This window comes from Paraburkholderia sp. IMGN_8, from assembly GCF_038050405.1.
GTDB lineage: Bacteria > Pseudomonadota > Gammaproteobacteria > Burkholderiales > Burkholderiaceae > Paraburkholderia.
In genome coordinates, this window is record NZ_CP150901.1 from 559,636 (window position 1) to 577,288 (window position 17,653).

A 17,653-nucleotide genomic window follows, 5' to 3' on the forward strand; every position below is an offset into this window, starting at 1 on the left:
ACGGTGGGCTTTTAAAACGAACGGAATGAACACAATGGGCTTCATTGCAGACCGCATTGGCCAGATCGCCCCTGCGCAAACGATGGCAATGGCAGCAAAAGCGGCAGAACTGCGTCGTGCCGGGAAGAACGTCATATCCCTGTCGCAAGGCGAACCAGACTTTCACACGCCCGAGAACATCCAGGCAGCAGCGATTCGTGCGATGCGCGAAGGCAAGACGCGCTACACGGAGGCCGCAGGTATTCGGGAGTTACGCGAGGCGATCGTCGCGAAACTGAAGCGCGACAACGGCGTCGACTACCCAGTGGATGGCGTCAGCGTGTCGGTTGGTGCGAAACAGGCGATTTTCGCGGCCTTTTTCGCTACCCTCAATCCGGGCGATGAAGTGATCGTCCCGGCACCGTGTTGGGTGTCCTATCCGGAGATCGTCAAAATGGCGAACGGCACGCCCATCGTTGTGGCGTGCGATGAAGCGGCAGGGTTCAAATTGATGGCTGCCCAGCTGGAGGCGTCGATCACGCCGCGTACCAAGTGGCTGATGCTGAATTCGCCGTCGAACCCAACCGGGGCGGTTTACTCGGTTGAAGAACTCTGCACCATCGCGGAAGTACTGCGTCGACATCCCCATGTCTGGGTGCTGTCGGACGACATCTACGAAAAGCTCATCTATACCGGAAGCCCGTTCGTCAATATCCTGAACGTGGCGCCAGAGTTGCAGGAGCGCACGCTCATCATCAATGGCGTTTCCAAGGTGTACTCCATGACAGGCTGGCGGATTGGCTATTCCGCTGGACCGGCTGCGCTCATCAGGGCCATGAACCTGGTGCAAGGTCAGATCGTCACCAGTGCGTCGTCGGTATCGCAGCACGCTGCGATCGAAGCGCTCAATGGTGATCAGTCTTTCGTAGAGACATCGCGATCGGCTTTCGACGAACGCCGGAAGCTTGTGGTCAAAACGCTGAGCGACATACCGGGGCTCCACAGTAACGAGCCCGAAGGCGCCTTTTATGCATTTGTCGGCTGCCATGGTGTCATTGGAAGCCGTACGCCGAGCGGCAGGCTTCTGGAGAACGACCAGGACTTCGTCATGTACCTGTTGGAAGAAGCGAACGTGGCGGTGGTTTCAGGTTCCGGTTTTCTGCTCTCGCCGTACTTCAGACTCTCTTACGCCGTGTCACTCGACGACTTGAACGAAGCGCTTAGCCGGATACGCGTCGCGTGTCAAAGCCTTGAAACAGTGGCGGTCTGATCGTCCGTTATCCACACATTGCTCGGCTCTCAGGAGCCCAACGAGCCTTCGAAGGTAAATCATGAGCGAAAGGATTGTCATCACTGGTGGTGGTGCAATTGGTTGTTCAATCGCGTATTTCCTGAGCCTCCAGAAGACGCCAGGACGTGAGATCTGGGTGATCGAAAAAGATCCGACCTATCAGATCGCGTCATCGTCGCTCTCGGCCAGTTCGATCCGGCAGCAGTTTTCAACGCCCATCTGCATTCAGCTATCGCAGTTCGGCTACGAATTCTTTTCCTCGTGCGAGCGGGAGAAGGCGCGGTACGGTGCCGGTGTCGATCTGGTGGATTGCGGCTATCTGTTCGTGGGCAATGCGCAGCAGGAGAGCGTGCTACGTCGGCGGAGCTCACTAGCCAGATCGTTAGGGGTCGAGTTGCAGGAACACTCCGCCGAAGCGTTGCAGCAGCGCTACCCGTGGATGAACGTCAGCGATCTGACTTATGCTGTTGAAGGCCTTGCAGGCGAAGGCTGGTTCGATGGCTATAGCGTCATGCAGTGGTTCAGAAACCGTGCGCGCGAGGCGGGCGTTCATTTCGCCACGGGTGAAGCGGCGGACTACCGTACAAGCGGAAACCGGATTACCCATGTCGAACTGACTGATGGGCGGGAAATCTCCGGGGACACGTTCGTGAATGCAAGCGGAGCGTGGTGCGCGCCTCTTGCAAAGAGCGTCGGTGTCGATCTGCCGGTACGGCCGAGACGGCGCTCTGCGTTTGTCGTGTCATCTCCGACGCCGATCCCGGATATGCCGATCCTGATCGATACGTCCGGCGTGTACCTGCGTAGGGAGCAGAACCATTTCCTGTGCATCGTCTCGCCTTCGCCGGAGATGGATCTGGATAACTTGCCACTCGACGTGCAGTTTTCCGAGTTTGACGAGATCATCTGGCCGACGCTGGCAGAACGGATCCCCGCGTTTGAAGCGCTACGCGTGGAACACGCATGGGCTGGATACTACGAATACAACATCCTCGACCAGAACGGCATCGTCGGTCAGTCGGGCCCGGAAAACTCGTTCGTTGCGGCCGGCTTCAGCGGTCACGGCATGATGCACAGTCCGGGCATCGGTCGTGCAATGGCTGAACTGCTGACCTTCGGCGAGTTCAGAACTTTGGACCTCTCGCCGCTATCGCCGGCGCGACTCACTTCGGGCCAACTTGTGATCGAAGAGGGTGTTTACTAGCGCCCGGCTGGCGGTAGATCAGTGTGGATGCAGGCCACGTCCTCGCGCGTTTCGATACTGTCGGGGCGTGAGGTGCGTAGCGGACTTGAATTGCCGCGCAAAAGCGCTGTGGTCCGCGTAGCCGCAGTCCGTCGCGATATCCGTAATGCTGTTGTCAGTCGTTTCGAGCAGCTTACACGCATGGTCGATCCGCAATTTCATCAGCAGTTGCTTGGGCGTCAGATGAAACACTTCACGGGTCAGACGTTCCAACGTGTCGACAGAGATGGATGCGCGTTCCGCCGCTTCAGTGACCAGGATGTTCTGTCCGAGGTTCTGTTCCAGATAATCCAGATATTCCAGTAAGCGGCGGTAGCCGTGGTGCCGTTCGTCGGGGCGAGGCAGATCGCGCGAGATGCCGATCAGTCCGATCGCTTGCCCGTCTTCGTTGAGTACCGGGAACTTGGAGCTCAGGCACCAGTATCGATGCCCCGATCTGGACGAGTAGAGGCGCAGGCGATCGACAATCGGAGACTGGGTTTCGATAACGTTCAGATCTTGTGCGTTGGTGCTTGCACCGGTCACGGGAAATAGCTGGTCGGCCGTCTGGCCAATCACATCGTCGCGCGCCATCCCACTTCGGTTGATGAGCGTTTGATTGACGGAAAGATAGCGCGCCTGGGCATCCTTGATGTAGTACAGCACGTCCGGAAAACAATCGAAGACGCGCTCGAGCATCTCGGGCTGCCGGTCCAGCTGTCGAAAGACCTCCACCAACATATCGGAATAGGCCTTGGCGGGCATAAGGGGATCAGCGTGAAGTCACAGTGATCCCGATTGTACAGGGGGTGCAAAGTGGGGCGAGAGCGAAGAAAGCGGCGGGGCGGCAGCTAGCCGCTCCACCGCCTTCCCGCAGGAATCCGCGCCTTGATGCTTATTGGCTGGCGTGGGCCTTGGCGCCAAGCAGTGCTTCACGGAAACGGCTTCGCAGGTACGGACCGTCCCGTGGCGGAAGGGAGGTGGGCTCGGGATCGGTTCCGACCTTTACCGTGGCGAGCACAGGCCCCTTGGCCTTGAGAATGACATCGACATACTCCTCGAGCTCGCCCTCGGCGTAAATAGTTGTCGCTTTCTCGAATCCAGCCGCCTTGGCGATTGCCGTGATGTCGACACCTCGGCCTGCGTGGGCCAACTGCATGCCCGTTTCCGCGTAGTGTTCGTTGTCGATAACGACGATGGAGAGATTGGCCGGCCGATCGACGCCTACGGTTGCCAGCGATCCCAGTCCCATCATCATTTCGCCGTCGCCAACGAACACGATCACGCGCTTCTCCGGTTGTGCAAGCGCAATGCCAAGGCCGAAGGTAACGGCACCGCCCATCGCACCCCACAGGTAGAAGTTCTGTGGCGTATCGCCGGCGGCGGCCACATCGAAGGTCGGATTTCCAAGACTGGTCACTGCCAGAACGTCCTGTTGCCGATCGCGGAGAATCCGCTTCACCGTCAGTCGACGGTTCAGGGGCGTCGTCTGCTGTGTCATATTCGTACTCACTTGTTAAAGTTTTTGGTGCCGATAACCCGCTGTCCGATCAGGACAGCGACCATCCGGGAGGTGTTGTAGCCAAAATTCAACGCGGCGCGCACGGTCTCAGGGACTTCGGCGGGATCATCCGCGCGGTAGACGTAGACACCCGCCGATTCGAGGGCTTCTTGAGTGGACTTGCCCATGGCAACCTGCCAGGGATTGAATTCACCCCACTCTCCGCGCATCGTGACCAGCATCACGATGGGCATGCGGCATTCGTGTTGCAGCGAGAGCATGTTGATGCAGTTGCCTACGCCGCTGGACTGCAGCAGCAGTACGCCGCGCTGGCCGCCGACCCATGCGCCGCCCATCATGGCCACCCCTTCTTCTTCCGTGGTCAGGGAAACGGCGTGAATCTCGGCGTCTGCTTCGCAGAGTTCGATAAGACGTTTGTGCCCTGCATCAGGCACGTATGCCACTTGCCGCACATCTGCGGCTTTGAAGTGCTCGAAGATTGTTTCCGGCCAGTTGACTGACATGATGACGAGTTTTGAGTCGATAAGTTGATGAAAACGGATAGCCGTCGCGTTAAGCATGGCTGATTGATTGCCGTGCTTTGATGACTGACAGCGTGCATCAGCAGAAGTCATCGCTCAATTACTGATTGCGGAAGACAAGTTTAGGCTGCGGTTAACGGCACTCGCCGACTGGATTCAGGCGCACTGTTTTCCGTCTTGGCTCGCGGTTGCATTCGAGTGTCTGAAATGCAGCGTTCCAGAATGCCGAATTCCAACTGTTGTTTTGACTAAGCACACTAGCGTGCAAACCGATTGGAGAAGGAACTATGAAGATTGTTGTGCCAGTCAAAAGAGTGGTCGACTACAACGTGAAAGTCCGGGTGAAGTCGGACGGCACGGGCGTCGACATCGCGAACGTGAAGATGTCGATGAATCCGTTCGACGAAATCGCGGTTGAAGAAGCCGTGCGTCTGAAGGAAGCGGGCGTGGCTAGTGAGGTGATTGCCGTTTCGTGCGGGGTCACGCAATCGCAGGAAACGCTGCGCACGGCGCTGGCTATCGGCGCGGACCGCGCGATCCTGATCGAGTCGAACGAGGAGCTGCAGCCGCTGGCCGTGGCCACGCTGCTGAAGGCGCTGGTCGACAGGGAACAGCCTTCGCTCGTGATTCTCGGCAAGCAGGCCATCGACGACGATTCGAACCAGACCGGCCAGATGCTCGCCGCGCTGGCTAACCTGCCGCAAGCCACCTTCGCCTCGAAGGTTGTCGTGGCGGACGGCAAGGCGACCGTGTCGCGTGAAGTGGATGGCGGCGCCGAAACGCTGTCGCTGACGCTGCCCGCTGTGGTCACGACCGACCTGCGCCTGAACGAGCCGCGCTACGTGACGCTGCCGAACATCATGAAGGCGAAGAAGAAGCCGCTGGACACGATCAGGCCCGAAGACCTCGGCGTTGAGGTGACGCCGCGCCTGAAGACGCTGAAAGTCGCCGAGCCGCCGAAGCGCTCCGCCGGTGTGATGGTGCCGGATGTGAAGACGCTGGTCGAGAAGCTGAAGACTGAAGCCAGGGTGCTTTAAGTAACACGCGGAGACGGAACAAATGACGAATCTGGTTAATCTTGTAATAGCAGAACATGACAGTGTGTCGATCAAGGCCGCGACGCTGAACACGATTGCAGCGGCGCAGAAGATCGGCGGTGACATTCACGTGCTGGTGGCCGGTCACAACGCGCAGGCCGCGGCGGATGCGGCCGCGAAGATCGCGGGCGTCAGCAAGGTGCTGCTGGCCGACGCGCCGCAACTCGAAGCGGGTCTCGCGGAAAACGTCGAGGCGACGGTGCTGACGCTTGTGCAAGACCCGGCGACGGACTACTCGCACATCCTCGCGTCGGCCACCGCCTACGGCAAGAACATCGCCCCGCGTATCGCCGCGAAGCTCGACGTCGCACAGATCAGCGACATCACCGCAGTGGACAGCGCCGACACGTTCGAACGCCCGATCTACGCGGGCAACGCGATTGCTACGGTGCAATCGGCTGATCCGATCAAGGTCATCACGGTGCGCACGACGGGCTTCGACGCGGTCGCAGCCGTTGGTGGCAGCGCCACGGTCGAGAAGATCGCAGCCGCGGCAGACACAGGCATCTCGCAGTTCGTCAGCCGTGAAGTGACGAAGCTGGACCGTCCGGAGCTGACGTCGGCGAAGATCATCGTCTCGGGTGGCCGCGGTCTCGGCAACGGCGAGAACTACACCAAGGTGCTGGAGCCGCTGGCCGACAAGCTGAACGCAGCGCTGGGCGCATCGCGTGCGGCGGTCGATGCGGGCTTCGTGCCGAACGACTATCAGGTCGGCCAGACCGGCAAGATCGTCGCGCCGCAACTGTACATGGCCGTCGGCATTTCGGGGGCGATCCAGCATCTGGCCGGGATGAAAGACTCGAAGGTGATCGTCGCGATCAACAAGGACCCGGAAGCGCCGATTTTCAGCGTCGCCGACTACGGGCTCGTTGGCGACCTGTTCGCCGTTGTACCTGAATTTGTGGCCATGCTGTCTTGAGCGTAGTCCGAGGAGCGTTCAAGGTCCGACGGGGTGACAGTTGAGCAATCTGAATGATATGGAGCATGTCAGAGCGGCGGCGGCCCTGGCCGCTAATGCCGAGGACGCCTCCATCTGGCGGTGGTTCGCGCTGCTGCTTGAGGAGCGGAGAATTCGGTGGTGCTGCAGCGGTGACCGTTGGCTCGTCAGTGTGGACAATAGGCACGTCGCCACGGATAGCAGCTTCGATAAAGCCATCCGGAGTGCGCGAGAAACCGTGGATGGACTGAAGCAGACGAAATCGCGGCAGCCGGCGCGCAGCAAGCGGGCGGCCTGAACCGATTGGCCGTCGTAGTTCTGAAAGGTTGGGGGCCGCTTAAGGCGACAGAATGTGTGGGCCGATCTTTTGAATGAGTGCGTTCACGCTGAGCCCTTTGGGTGGGCGTGGGTAGCTCGATCAGGACGCCGCGTCTGGCGAGGCGATCACACGGTTGCGCAGCACACCGATCCCTTCGATCTCGACCTCGATCGTGTCTCCGGGCTTGATCGGGCCGACCCCCGCCGGTGTTCCCGTCATGATGTGATCGCCGGGAAGGAGCGTCATATACTTGCTGAGGTAGGCGATCAGCGTGGGCACGCCATAGACGAGGTCGGCGGTGTTGCCGCTCTGGCGCACCTCGCCGTTGACGCGGGTGATCAGATGAAGGTTCGACGGATCGATGTCCGTCTCGACCACGGGACCAATCGGCGCGAACGTGTCGTAGCCTTTACCCATGAGGAGGCAGCCGTACTCGCTCTCGCGACGCTGCAACACCCGGTCGCTGACGTCGTTGCCGCACGTGTAACCGAACACGTAACGCAGTGCATCGCTTTCGGAAACATGGCGCGCTTCCTTGCCGATGATCACCGTCAGCTCCCCTTCGAAATGAATGTTCTCGCCGTCGGGCGGATAGACGATGGCCGCGTCCGGGCCGATCACCGTGGTGCTGGGTTTCATGAACAGCACGGGCAGCGTGGGCGTGTTCTTCCCAACTTCCTGCGAATGCGCGCGGTAGTTGTATCCGAGACCGAAAACGCGAGGGCGGTGAAACGGGCTCAACACGCGAACTGATTCGAGTGTGTCGACATGGCCGGAAGGATGCAGTGCTTCCAGCGGCGAGCACTTCAGTCGCTGGATATTTCCGTCGCTGCCGAGAATGCCGTAATGCTCGTTGCCATCAATCGAATATCGCACGATTTTCATGGGTTTTTACCGGTAAGAAGCGGACCGAAACTTGCGCGAGCGGGCGTGCAACTGCGGCGCAGTTGCACTTGCGCTCACGCAGCGAAGCTAATCAGGGAAGGACGACATAGTTGCTGAAGCCTCCGTCGCGATCCTTCAGGCCGGAGATGGCTTCATTGACGCGTTCGAGCGGGAATCTGCGATGTTCGAGATACGACAGGTCGATTGCGCCAGTGCTCACCATGTCGGCCATTTCCTGGCCCTGTGCCGTCGTGAACCAGTTCGATCCAATGATCTGCACCTGTTCATCCATCAGCCACTTCACGTCGATAGGCAGGTCTTCCGCCACGCCGCCGACATTCACCACTCTGCCGCCGCGTCGAACGCCCTTCATCGAATCGAGCATGGTGGCCGCGGGCGCCTTCGCGCCAAGCGCACTGATAACAAAGTCCGCGCCTTCACCGCCCGTCAGCGACTTCGCCCATTCGCCCGTCGAGCCTTCGCCGAGCTGCATCACTTCGATGCGGTCCGGCGCGAGCGCCTTGACACGTTTGAGCAGCGCTTCGTCGCGCCCCGTGCCGAGAATGCGCGACAGTCCCATGGCGAGGCCGAGCACCGTTGCAGCCACACCTAACGTGCCCGTGATGCCGTCTATGAGCGCAACCTGGCCTGGACCCGCGGCGGCGTTTTTCAGCGCACCGTACGACGTGCCCATATACCCGAACCGGCCGGCCTGTTCGAAGCTCATGTTATCGGGGAGATTGACGATCGCATACTCGGGAGCGGTCATGTATTCGCTGAAGCCGCCATACGGGTAAAGATCGAAGATGCGTTGCCCGTCGCGGCTCGTGCTGAAGTACCCGTTCAGCGTGTAGTAGCGGCATTCACTGCGCCGGCCGGCCCGGCATGCCTTGCACGATCCGCAGGAACGCAACGGGCTCACATAGACGCGATCGCCCGGCTTGACGTTGAGGACCGCTTCACCGACTTCTTCGACGACCCCGGCGGGGTCCAGACCGAAGATGGCGGGAAATTTTGGCAGCGGCTGATGCGGAAACCAAGTCGGCCAGTTATTGATGACGTTCGCCATGTTCGGCACAATTCCGCATGCCTTGACTCGGACGAGAACATCGTTGGGTCTCGGTTTCGGCACCGGGATGGTATCGAGCGTCATCGGGGTGTGGAGAGCATGCAGCCGTGCTGCAACCATTGTTCGTTCCATACATTCCTCTTTCTCTGTGAAGACTTCCGCAGTACCCGCCATTCCGTGCGGAAGTACTACGTATTGCTTTTAGCAGTGGCCGGTTCAGCGATAACTCTCCTCGAGTTCGATCGCGAGTGCGCCCATGATGCGCACGCCGGAGTTGTACCAGGCGATGTTCAATGCGAGCTCGACCCGTTGCTGTTCGTTCAGGAACGGGACAATCCTGTTCCAGGTCTTGTCGCTGACGTCGACCTTCAGCGTCGACTCTTTTGCGACTGCCATCACCGCACGTTCCTCTTCGTTGAAGAGAGGCGATGTTTCGAAGTCGGGGATCGCCTTCAGTTGCTCGGCACTGATGCCCGCCTTCAGTCCATGCGACTGGTGATGCGCGATTTCGTATTCAGAGCCGGTGCAGTGTCCCACCGTCAGAATCGCGAGTTCACGCAGCTTCGGGCTGATCGACGACGCGCGGATTGCATTCGCGTAGGACAGGAACCGGTCGAGAATCTGCGGTGCGTGCACAAGCGCGCGGAAGATGTTCGCGGTAGGTACTTTGCGTTCACGTTCGAGCCGGTCGAAGAGGGCGTCGTTGACGCCTGCGAGGTCCGAACGCTGAAGATATTTGACGCGTGCCATAGTGGTTATTCCTTGCTCTATCAGCTTTTTGCAAGCCGGTTCTGAATGTAGGTTTCGAGCGTCGTGGGACGCGGTTTGTTGGCCGTCTCGATCAGATCGGCTCCTTCGAACCGCGAGGCCTCGAAGTACCAGCGGTGCTCTGCCGGCAGACCCCAGCGCACGCTGGTACTCAGCGAAGCGGCATCCCAACGGACCGGTTCGATTTCGATGTCGATGGTCTGGTAATGACCGTCGCACAGTTCGACGCGATGACCATCTGGGTCGCGCAGATAGACGAACAGCATGCCGCCTGGGCCGTGGCGGCCCGGCCCGCGTTCTACTTCGTGTGCATAGCCGTAGATGCCCGCGAGGTCGCACGCAGTGAAGATGTTGTGCGATTCGGGCACGATGTACGCAAAGTGATGCATGCACGGTCCGTCGTTCTCGACGATAGCCAGATCGAGGCACGTGCCTTTGCGATACATGAAGGCGCCGAGCAGCCGCTCGCCGTGCGCGAGATACTCGGAGTTGCGAAAGCCAAGCCTGCTGTAAAACGCGCAGGATTCGTATGTGTCCGGAGAGAAGATCTGGAAGTGATCGATCCGCTGCGCGTGTGCGCCCTTGAACAGGTTGCGGTCGAGATAGAGGCGCGGACGCGTTTCCATCTGCGCACACAATTCGATTTTTGTGCCGAACGGATCGGACACATGCAAGGTTCTCCCTTGATGCGCGACTTCGACCCATTCGGCGGGAAGCCCTTCTTCGTTGAAGAACTGCCAGGCAAGGTCCAGGTCTTCTTCGAGGAAAACCCGAAAGCCAATCCGCTTGCAGATGGGTGCATTCCTGTCGGCCTGCACGAGAACCAGACTATGGTGGCACGCTTCGGACAGACCGCGCAGATAGCACGTGTCAGCGGTTTGTTCCGTCATGACCAGGCCGACGATGTCGACATAGAAGTCCCGGCTTTTCGCCAGGTCGGCGACGTTCAGTACGATGTGGCTGGCGCGCGTGATATTGAAGGGCGGCCGGTGATTGACAGCAGGCAGCATGATGACCTCTTGATTGTTGATGGCGAGCTTTCGGCGACGGTATGACGATTCAGATCGGGCGGTCCATGAAAGGCAGCGCGGACCATCCGCTGAATTGCGCCTGCCGTCCCAACGCTTCCTCGATTCGCAATACCTCGTTCCACTTGGCCATGCGTTCCGAACGCGAGAACGAACCGACCTTGAACTGACCCGCGTCCCAGCCGACCGACAAATGCGCGATGGTGACGTCTTCGGTCTCGCCGGATCGCGCCGACACGATCGTGCCGAATCCAGCCGCCTTGCCTGCCTGCAGCGCCTCGTAGGCTTCGGTCACGGTGCCCGCCTGATTCGGCTTGATAAGCACGGCATTCAGCGTGCCGTCCATCGCGGCTGTTCTGACACGGGCCGCGTTGGTGACAAGAAAGTCGTCGCCGATGATCTGGCAACGCGAGCCGTACGATTGCGTAAAGAGCCTGAAGCCTTCCACGTCGTCTTCGGCAAGCGGATCTTCGATCGACAGGATCGGGTAGGTGTCCAGCCAGCGCCCCAGCATGTCGATCATCTGCGCGGTGTCGAGCGTCCTGCCGTCGAGCGCGAGCGTGTACTGTCCGTTGCGGCCGAATTCGGATGCGGCGATGTCGAGCGAGATGCCGACCTGCTTGCCGGGTTGCAGACCCGTGTCGACAATGGCGCGCACCAGCGTGTCGAGGGCGTCTTCGTTGCAGTCGAAGGCCGGCCAGTAGCCGCCTTCGTCCGCCACCCCCTGAAGCTTGCCCGCCTGCTTCATCAGCGAGCCGGCGGCGCGGTACACCTCCGCCGTCCACTCCAGCGCCTCGGTGAAGCTGCGCGCGGCGGGGCACATGATCATGAAGTCCTGCACGTCGACGCGGCGCGCAGCATGTGCTCCGCCTCCGAATATCTGGATCTCGGGCAGCGGCAGGCGCACCGCACGTTCTCCGGCGAGATAGCGCCACAACGGCTGGCTGCTTGCGGCAGCCGCGGCGTGCAGGACCGCCATCGAAGTCGCGACGATCGCATTGCCGCCCAGACGGCTGCGGTTGGGCGTTCCATCCAGGGCGACCAGACGGGCGTCGATAGCAGCCTGATCGCGGGCATCGGCGCCTTCGAGCGCACTCGCAATCTCGCCGTTTACCTTCGATAGCGCATTGGATACGCCGAGGCCGCCGAAGGCGGCGCCGCCGTCGCGCAAGTCCAGCGCTTCTCCGCTGCCGGTCGAAGCGCCCGCGGGCGCAATCGCGCGACCGCTCATGCCGCCGTGCAGCGTGACCTCGACTTCCACCGTCGGACGGCCGCGCGAGTCCCAGACGCGTCGGCCGCGTACATGGGCGATCGTTGATTCAGTCATAAGGATTGTCTACCTCGTTAATGTGGGTGATTTGTGCGGTTGCAGCGCGGAGCGTTTGGATAATCGAGCCGCGGTCATTCGCTTCTGCGCGCTCCGATCAGGACGAAGGCCAGCGTCGCGGGCCGGTCGCTTTTGTTTCGCCACGCATGGCGGGTTCCGTTCTGCACGACGACTTCATGCTTGCGCATCAGCTCCGCGCGTCCCTCGTCAAGCTCGAGCCAGATTTCGCCGTCGAGAACGATGCCGTAATCGACGGTCGGGGTCGCGTGCATGCCGTCCTCCTCGAAAAGCTCCGCAAGTCCCGGACTGATTGCGAGGTTTTCAGTGGCCGCGGCCTGCGGATCGAAGCCAGGTGCAAAGAACACGCTATCCGGAGGAAACGTCACGATGAGAAAGCGCGTGCCCGACACCGCGGGGACGAAGCTGGCGACAGCCGGAGTGGGGTCCGTGCCGTCAAAAGGAATGGCTTGCGCCGGTTCCGTTGCCCAGACAAGACGGGACACCAAGCCGGGGATATGCTGGTACGCGTCGGAGCGGGGAGGCGGCGAATCGAGTGCGACTGTCGATGCGCCGCTTGCGTTGTGGCCGGTGACGACGCGACGAATTGCTAGCGGCACGTCGCCCGTGCTCGGGGTATCGAACTGGAGAGGAGCGGCATTGGCGTCTTTCACGATGTCTCCTGTTTTTGCTAACGTTCGCACAAATTGTGGCAAACGCTGCGGTGCGTTGTCAATAGCGGATTTAGGAGCAAATTTTCTTGAGAATGGCTCAGTACGGTGCCGACGGAAAGGCTTCCTGCGGCACGGAAAAAGCAAACGTTAGCAAACGCGCAAGTCCCGTTTTCCGCTGCGGTCGCATACGAGTCAACACGCACCGCCAGGCAGGGTTTGAAAGGCAAAATGACCCGACGAGCTCCGCAAACTTGAGCGCCTGAGCGCGCATCAGACGCGATTCATTTTCCGCCTGCTCGACGGACGCTCCGATGCCTCCTGCTACATCTCAAGACGGTCGGGACTCGATCTCTTCCAGCCATGCTTGCGCCACCTGATAGAGATATTCGACCGGCCCCAGCAGCAGCCGAGTGGCGACCGCGCGGACGTGATCGCGTTGCACATCATTGGTCAGATACTCGACCGGCGACTTGCCGTCGACGCGCGCGAGGAGTAACGCAGGCAACAACTCAGCCGTGCGCGCTTCGAGCGCCGCGCGCAGTTCCCAGTCCGCTTCTTCGAAATAGGCTTCGGTCAGTGCCTTGAACGAAGCGATCAGCGCTTCCCGCCGATCCGGACGAACCAGGCACTTGAGCAGCAGATGGTTCAGGCAGAACGCAAGATCGAAGGCCGGGTCGCCAAACCACGCGCATTCGGCGTCGAGCAATACCGGTCCCTTGGGGCCCACAAGAATGTTCTTCGGGCTCACGTCGCCGTGCACGAGCGCGGTGCGTATGCTCGCCGTGCGCTCGGCCAGATAGCGCAGCCTCGATTCGAGTTCCGGATGATGCTTCGACGTGGCGATCAGGTAAGGATCGAGCCGCAGCGCCTGAAAATTTTCCAGCGTGTCGAACCTGTCGCGCAACTCGATATCGTCGGCGCTGACCGCGTGTAGATGCCCGACCAGCCGTCCGACGGCGCGGGCCGTGTCGGGATCGACTTCGCCGTGCAGCAGTTGCTGCTTCCACATGGGATGCGCCGACGGCGCAAGAAACGACATGGCGAACACGCCGAGCCTGGCGTCGTGCGCGAGAGGAGTCGGCACATTGTCGGGGCAGTGCCGTGCAGCGAATTGCATCCAGGCCCATTCATCGGCGTTGCGCGATACGGGGGCTTGCCAGCTTGCCGATACCTTCAGCGTGGAGAGAGCGCGCTTCACGCACAGCGATCCCGTGGCTAGATCGACACGCCATATGTCGGACGAGACTCCGCCGGTGAGCGGGTGCCAGGTGGCTGCTTCATCCTCGCGCGCGAGCTCGTGTTCAACGAGAAATGCATCGAGCTGCGGGTCGGGGCTATTGGGTTGCATCATCACGAGTTCGTTGAAGTGAAACGGTTGAAGCGGTCAGGCCGCCGGCAGATTGCATGGATTGCGTGGCGCCTCGCCACGCAGTACCCGCACGACTTCTTCGGCCCCCCGTCTGCGAAGCTCCAGCAAGGAAGCGTCTGACGAAAACGCAACGTGGGGCGTCAACATGGCGCCGCGTTGGCGCAGCAGTTCGTCCGGAACGAGCGGCTCGGACTCGAGCACGTCGAGCGCTGCCGCGGACAGTTGTCCGCTTTGCAGCGCTTCGATAACGGCATCTGTATCGACGATGCCGCCACGGCTCACGTTGATCAACAGGCTGCCGCGGCGCATCCTCGAAATTCTCTCGCGATTGATGAGGTGGCGCGTCCCGTCGGTGAGCGGCGCATGCACGATCACAATGTCGCTGCTGGCTAGAAGTTCGTCGAGGTCCACGGCTTCCACGCCTGCCACTGGCTCGCGCAGGAAAGGATCATGCGTGAGGAGCCGGCAGCCGAATGCACCGAGCTTGCGGGCCGTGGCGCGGGCAATCCGGCCGAAGCCGACCAGTCCGCAAGTGAGCGCGCCCAGCCGGCGAAGGCGGGCATCGGCGGGAGACCAGCGCCCGGCGTGCACTTCGCGATCGAAAAACACCAGCCCGCGCGTCCACGCAAGCGCGAACCCGACAGCATGATCGGAGACTTCCTCGACGCAATAGTCCGGCACATTCGTGACGAGGATGCAGCGGGCGGTGGCTGCATCCACGGCAATGTTGTCGAGCCCCACGCCAAGCCTCGCAACGATCTTCAGCCGCGAAGAAGCCGCGACGGCTTCCGTCGACACCGGTGCCCAGCACGTAAGGATCGCGGAGGGAAGATGCTCGCGGACCATGGCTTCAATGCCGGACGCGGGCAAAGGAGCGGCCGGTCCGCTTACCAGCCGCATGCCGGCGGATTCGACGATCTGACGCTCGACGCTGTCGTCGGGCCACGCATAGTCGGTGAGGAAAACTGTATCGATCATGGAATTGCGCCTGGTGGGGAATGGAATGACAGCGTGGTTAGCGTTGCTCTGCGAACGGTGCCCTATTGCACTAACGTTAGCATAACAATCGAACAGTGCCAAGCCGGTGATTCGCCTGGGCGGCTTCGTCGAGGGCGCTATGATTCGGTAAAAACCCTTGATTCATGCGGTCAAATACCGGATTGACATGCCCAGAAGCGGCAACTAGACTCAATTCGTCGATGCTAACGTTCGCGCTAAAGTGGCACGGATTGCAAACGACTCGAATGGCCCGGTGGCCTTCCAGTGGCCCGGCAGCGATCGTGTGGTACGACAAAGAGGCAAGGAGGCGGTGTGCGCGCCATAAAAAGACCTGTTCGAAATCAGGCGACGCCTTGCACGGCGTTCGGTGCCACTCCTTGAAAACGCAGCGCCCGCAGAAAAACCTAAATATCACGACTGGCAGGAGACAACGAATGAAGAGGCTTCTTGTACCCGCAATTTGCGGCTGCATAGGTGTGGCAGCACATGCACAGAGTTCGGTCACGCTCTATGGGCTGATCGACAATGGCGTGTCGTACGTCAGCAATCAGCGCACAACGAGCGGTGCGGGTCACAGCAACGTTTTTGCATCTCAGGGAAACATCGTCGGCAACCGGTGGGGGCTGACCGGCAGCGAGGATCTGGGCGGCGGCCTGCAAGCGATCTTCAAACTCGAAAACGGCTTTACGGGAACCAACGGCGGTCTCCAGCAGGGCGGACGCCTGTTTGGCCGGCAAGCTTGGGTCGGCATGTCCAGTTCGTATGGCGCGCTCACGCTTGGCCGTCAGTATGATTCGGTGGTGGACTATCTTGCTCCACGAAGTCTCGCGCAGAGCTTCGTGGGTGGGCTCGAATTCATGCACCCGATGGACAACGACAACTTCGGAGACTTCTTCCGGCTCGATAACACCGTCAAATATGCGAGCCCCGACATCAATGGTCTGAAGTTCGGCGGCTTGTATGCCTTCTCGAACAAGGCGGGCGATTTCGCGGACAATCGTGCGTTCAGTGCCGGCGCGACCTACAACCACGGTCCATTCACGGTGAGCGCGGCATATATGCGCATCGACAATCCGGGGGACGCAGCGGCGGGCGCGCTCGATGGTTCATCCACTTCGGGTGACGCCACGTTTCATGCGGGACGCCAGCAGGTGTGGGGCATCGGCGGCGCTTATGTCATCGGCCCGGCAACGCTGGGGCTGGTATGGAGCCACTCGCATTACGACAATACGGCGGCCGTGTACCGCGGCAGCACGCTTGCGCCGGCTGCCACCGGATCGCCCACGGATCTTAGCTTCGACAACTTCGAAGCCAACATCCGCTATCTGATCAACCCGGCATGGGTGGTTGCGGCGTCTTACACTTTCACTGACGGTTCATATTCCAACGCGTCCCTGCATGCGAAGCCGCGCTGGAACCAGTTCAATCTGATGACTTCGTATTCGCTTTCAAAGCGCACCGACATCTATCTGATGGCTGAATATCAGCATGTGACGGGCGCGGCGGGGACGATTTTCAGTGGTGCGTTCATTGGGGGGAGTGGCGGCCCTTCGTCGACGAACCGGCAGTTCCTCACGAGTGCCGGGTTGCGCGTCAAGTTCTGACCATCATCGCGAACGGATGGATGTCGCCGCTTGCGCGACCCATTCGTCCGGCACACACCGGGACTGAATCGCCGGACTTCAATCCAGTCCCATGGTTTGCCGATATTGCTTCGCCTGGTCGGTGATCCATTCCCGAAATACGATCAAGGCCGAATTGTCGGCTTTGCGCTCGGGATAGATCAGGTGGTAGGAACGGCCACTCGAGTACTCGTGCTTCGCCACCTGGATGAGGACGCCGCGTGTCAGTTCGTCTTCGATGAGAAGGCGCGGGATCAGAGCGATGCCGATACCATGAATCGCCGCCTCCGCGAGCATCGAAAACAATTCCAGTTTCGGCCCCGACATATCGCCTTCAACCTGCATGCCGCGCGATGCAAACCAGTCGCGCCATGCATACGGACGCGTGCTCTGCTGCAGAAGCGGGTAACGCCGCCAGTCTGCCGCGGTTAATCGCGTGCGCGGCGCGATCAGCGTTGGACTGCACACAGCGATCAGACTTTCGCGCATCAGAAAGAGTCCTTCGGATCCCGGCCAGATCGTGGCGCCTGCGTGAATTGCCGCATCGAACTCGGTGTCGTCGAATAGGAACGGACGAGTACGTGTCGTGAGATTGACGGTAATGTCCGGGCGCTCGGCGATAAAGCGCGGCAATCTGGGTAGCAACCATTTGGTCGCGAACGTGGGCACCACAGCGAGTTCGAGCGTGCCGCCGTGGCCGCCCTTGGCCATGAGTTCGAGCGTGTCCTGTTCCACTTCATTCAGACGCGACGCCACTTTCCTGCTGTAGATCAGCCCGGCCTCGGTCAGGCTCACGCCACGGCGGTCGCGGCGAAAGAGCTTCACGCCGAGAAAATCTTCCAGCGAACCAATCTGCCGACAAATCGCGCTTTGCGTGACCGCGAGTTCGTCCGCGGCCTTCGTAAAGCTTTGATGGCGCGCGGCCGTTTCGAATGCGGATAGTGCTGTTGTAGAAGGGATTTTTCTGCGCATGCTCGTGACTCGCCGGGTTATCGCTCACCTGTGCGATTTTCGCACAGGTTAGTGC

Annotated in this window: 18 protein-coding genes; 6 read left to right on the forward strand and 12 right to left on the reverse strand. The window is 60.5% G+C overall.

The features are described from left to right. The first annotated feature begins 34 nt into the window (after positions 1-34). Positions 35-1,249, forward strand: a complete 1,215-nt coding sequence (locus WN982_RS23765) for a pyridoxal phosphate-dependent aminotransferase (RefSeq protein WP_341318116.1) — start codon at positions 35-37, stop codon at positions 1,247-1,249. Between the two features lie 61 nt (positions 1,250-1,310). After that, entirely contained in the window at positions 1,311-2,474 is a 1,164-nt protein-coding gene (locus WN982_RS23770; protein ID WP_341318117.1) for an FAD-dependent oxidoreductase, read from the forward strand. Positions 2,475-2,492: 18 nt separating this feature from the next. Here the strand turns inward: WN982_RS23770 and WN982_RS23775 are convergent, their stop codons facing one another. From WN982_RS23775 to WN982_RS23785, 3 genes are all read right to left on the reverse strand, one after another. Next, positions 2,493-3,257 carry a helix-turn-helix domain-containing protein gene (locus WN982_RS23775; RefSeq protein WP_341318118.1) on the reverse strand — a complete coding sequence of 255 codons (765 nt, stop codon included), beginning with the start codon at positions 3,255-3,257 and terminating at the stop codon, positions 2,493-2,495. Positions 3,258-3,387: 130 nt separating this feature from the next. After that, positions 3,388-3,993, reverse strand: coding sequence for a thiamine pyrophosphate-dependent enzyme (locus WN982_RS23780; RefSeq protein WP_341318119.1), 606 nt, complete (start codon positions 3,991-3,993; stop codon positions 3,388-3,390). A gap of 8 nt (positions 3,994-4,001) precedes the next feature. Continuing rightward, positions 4,002-4,628, reverse strand: a complete 627-nt coding sequence (locus WN982_RS23785; protein WP_341318120.1) for a thiamine pyrophosphate-binding protein — start codon at positions 4,626-4,628, stop codon at positions 4,002-4,004. Positions 4,629-4,822: 194 nt separating this feature from the next. Here WN982_RS23785 and WN982_RS23790 point away from each other — a divergent pair, with 194 nt between their 5' ends. Genes WN982_RS23790 through WN982_RS23800 form a run of 3 tightly spaced genes read left to right on the forward strand, consistent with a single transcriptional unit; the run spans position 4,823 to position 6,867 of the window. Next, on the forward strand, positions 4,823-5,572 hold the full coding sequence (locus tag WN982_RS23790) for an electron transfer flavoprotein subunit beta/FixA family protein (RefSeq protein ID WP_341318121.1): 750 nt from the start codon (positions 4,823-4,825) through the stop codon (positions 5,570-5,572). A 31-nt stretch (positions 5,573-5,603) separates the two neighbouring features. Next, complete coding sequence (locus tag WN982_RS23795) at positions 5,604-6,551, forward strand: FAD-binding protein (protein ID WP_341319394.1); 948 nt, start codon at positions 5,604-5,606, stop codon at positions 6,549-6,551. A 40-nt stretch (positions 6,552-6,591) separates the two neighbouring features. Continuing rightward, on the forward strand, positions 6,592-6,867 hold the full coding sequence (locus tag WN982_RS23800) for a hypothetical protein (RefSeq protein WP_341318122.1): 276 nt from the start codon (positions 6,592-6,594) through the stop codon (positions 6,865-6,867). Positions 6,868-6,987: 120 nt separating this feature from the next. Here WN982_RS23800 and WN982_RS23805 read toward each other — a convergent pair whose 3' ends face one another. The 8 genes from WN982_RS23805 to WN982_RS23840 form a co-directional block, all read right to left on the reverse strand. Continuing rightward, positions 6,988-7,773 carry a fumarylacetoacetate hydrolase family protein gene (locus WN982_RS23805; RefSeq protein ID WP_341318123.1) on the reverse strand — a complete coding sequence of 262 codons (786 nt, stop codon included), beginning with the start codon at positions 7,771-7,773 and terminating at the stop codon, positions 6,988-6,990. A 91-nt stretch (positions 7,774-7,864) separates the two neighbouring features. Beyond that, positions 7,865-8,974, reverse strand: a complete 1,110-nt coding sequence (locus WN982_RS23810; RefSeq protein WP_341318124.1) for an alcohol dehydrogenase catalytic domain-containing protein — start codon at positions 8,972-8,974, stop codon at positions 7,865-7,867. A gap of 84 nt (positions 8,975-9,058) precedes the next feature. Continuing rightward, complete coding sequence (locus tag WN982_RS23815) at positions 9,059-9,592, reverse strand: carboxymuconolactone decarboxylase family protein (protein ID WP_115105487.1); 534 nt, start codon at positions 9,590-9,592, stop codon at positions 9,059-9,061. 20 nt (positions 9,593-9,612) lie between these two features. Then, a complete protein-coding gene (locus WN982_RS23820) occupies positions 9,613-10,620 on the reverse strand; it encodes a VOC family protein (protein ID WP_341318125.1) in 1,008 nt (335 codons plus the stop codon). Positions 10,621-10,669: 49 nt separating this feature from the next. Beyond that, positions 10,670-11,965, reverse strand: a complete 1,296-nt coding sequence (gene eno / locus WN982_RS23825) for a phosphopyruvate hydratase (RefSeq protein WP_341318126.1) — start codon at positions 11,963-11,965, stop codon at positions 10,670-10,672. Positions 11,966-12,039: 74 nt separating this feature from the next. After that, positions 12,040-12,636, reverse strand: a complete 597-nt coding sequence (locus tag WN982_RS23830) for a cupin domain-containing protein (RefSeq protein ID WP_341318127.1) — start codon at positions 12,634-12,636, stop codon at positions 12,040-12,042. 328 nt (positions 12,637-12,964) lie between these two features. After that, complete coding sequence (locus tag WN982_RS23835) at positions 12,965-13,987, reverse strand: aminoglycoside phosphotransferase family protein (RefSeq protein ID WP_341318128.1); 1,023 nt, start codon at positions 13,985-13,987, stop codon at positions 12,965-12,967. Positions 13,988-14,020: 33 nt separating this feature from the next. Further along, the gene (locus WN982_RS23840) at positions 14,021-14,983 is read right to left on the reverse strand and encodes a C-terminal binding protein (RefSeq protein WP_341318129.1); all 963 of its coding nucleotides are present in this window, start codon (positions 14,981-14,983) and stop codon (positions 14,021-14,023) included. Positions 14,984-15,438: 455 nt separating this feature from the next. Here WN982_RS23840 and WN982_RS23845 point away from each other — a divergent pair, with 455 nt between their 5' ends. After that, positions 15,439-16,608, forward strand: a complete 1,170-nt coding sequence (locus tag WN982_RS23845) for a porin (RefSeq protein WP_341318130.1) — start codon at positions 15,439-15,441, stop codon at positions 16,606-16,608. Positions 16,609-16,686: 78 nt separating this feature from the next. Here WN982_RS23845 and WN982_RS23850 read toward each other — a convergent pair whose 3' ends face one another. After that, positions 16,687-17,598: a LysR family transcriptional regulator gene (locus tag WN982_RS23850; protein WP_341318131.1), complete on the reverse strand. Its 912-nt coding sequence runs from the start codon at positions 17,596-17,598 to the stop codon at positions 16,687-16,689. Between the last annotated feature and the right edge of the window lie 55 nt (positions 17,599-17,653).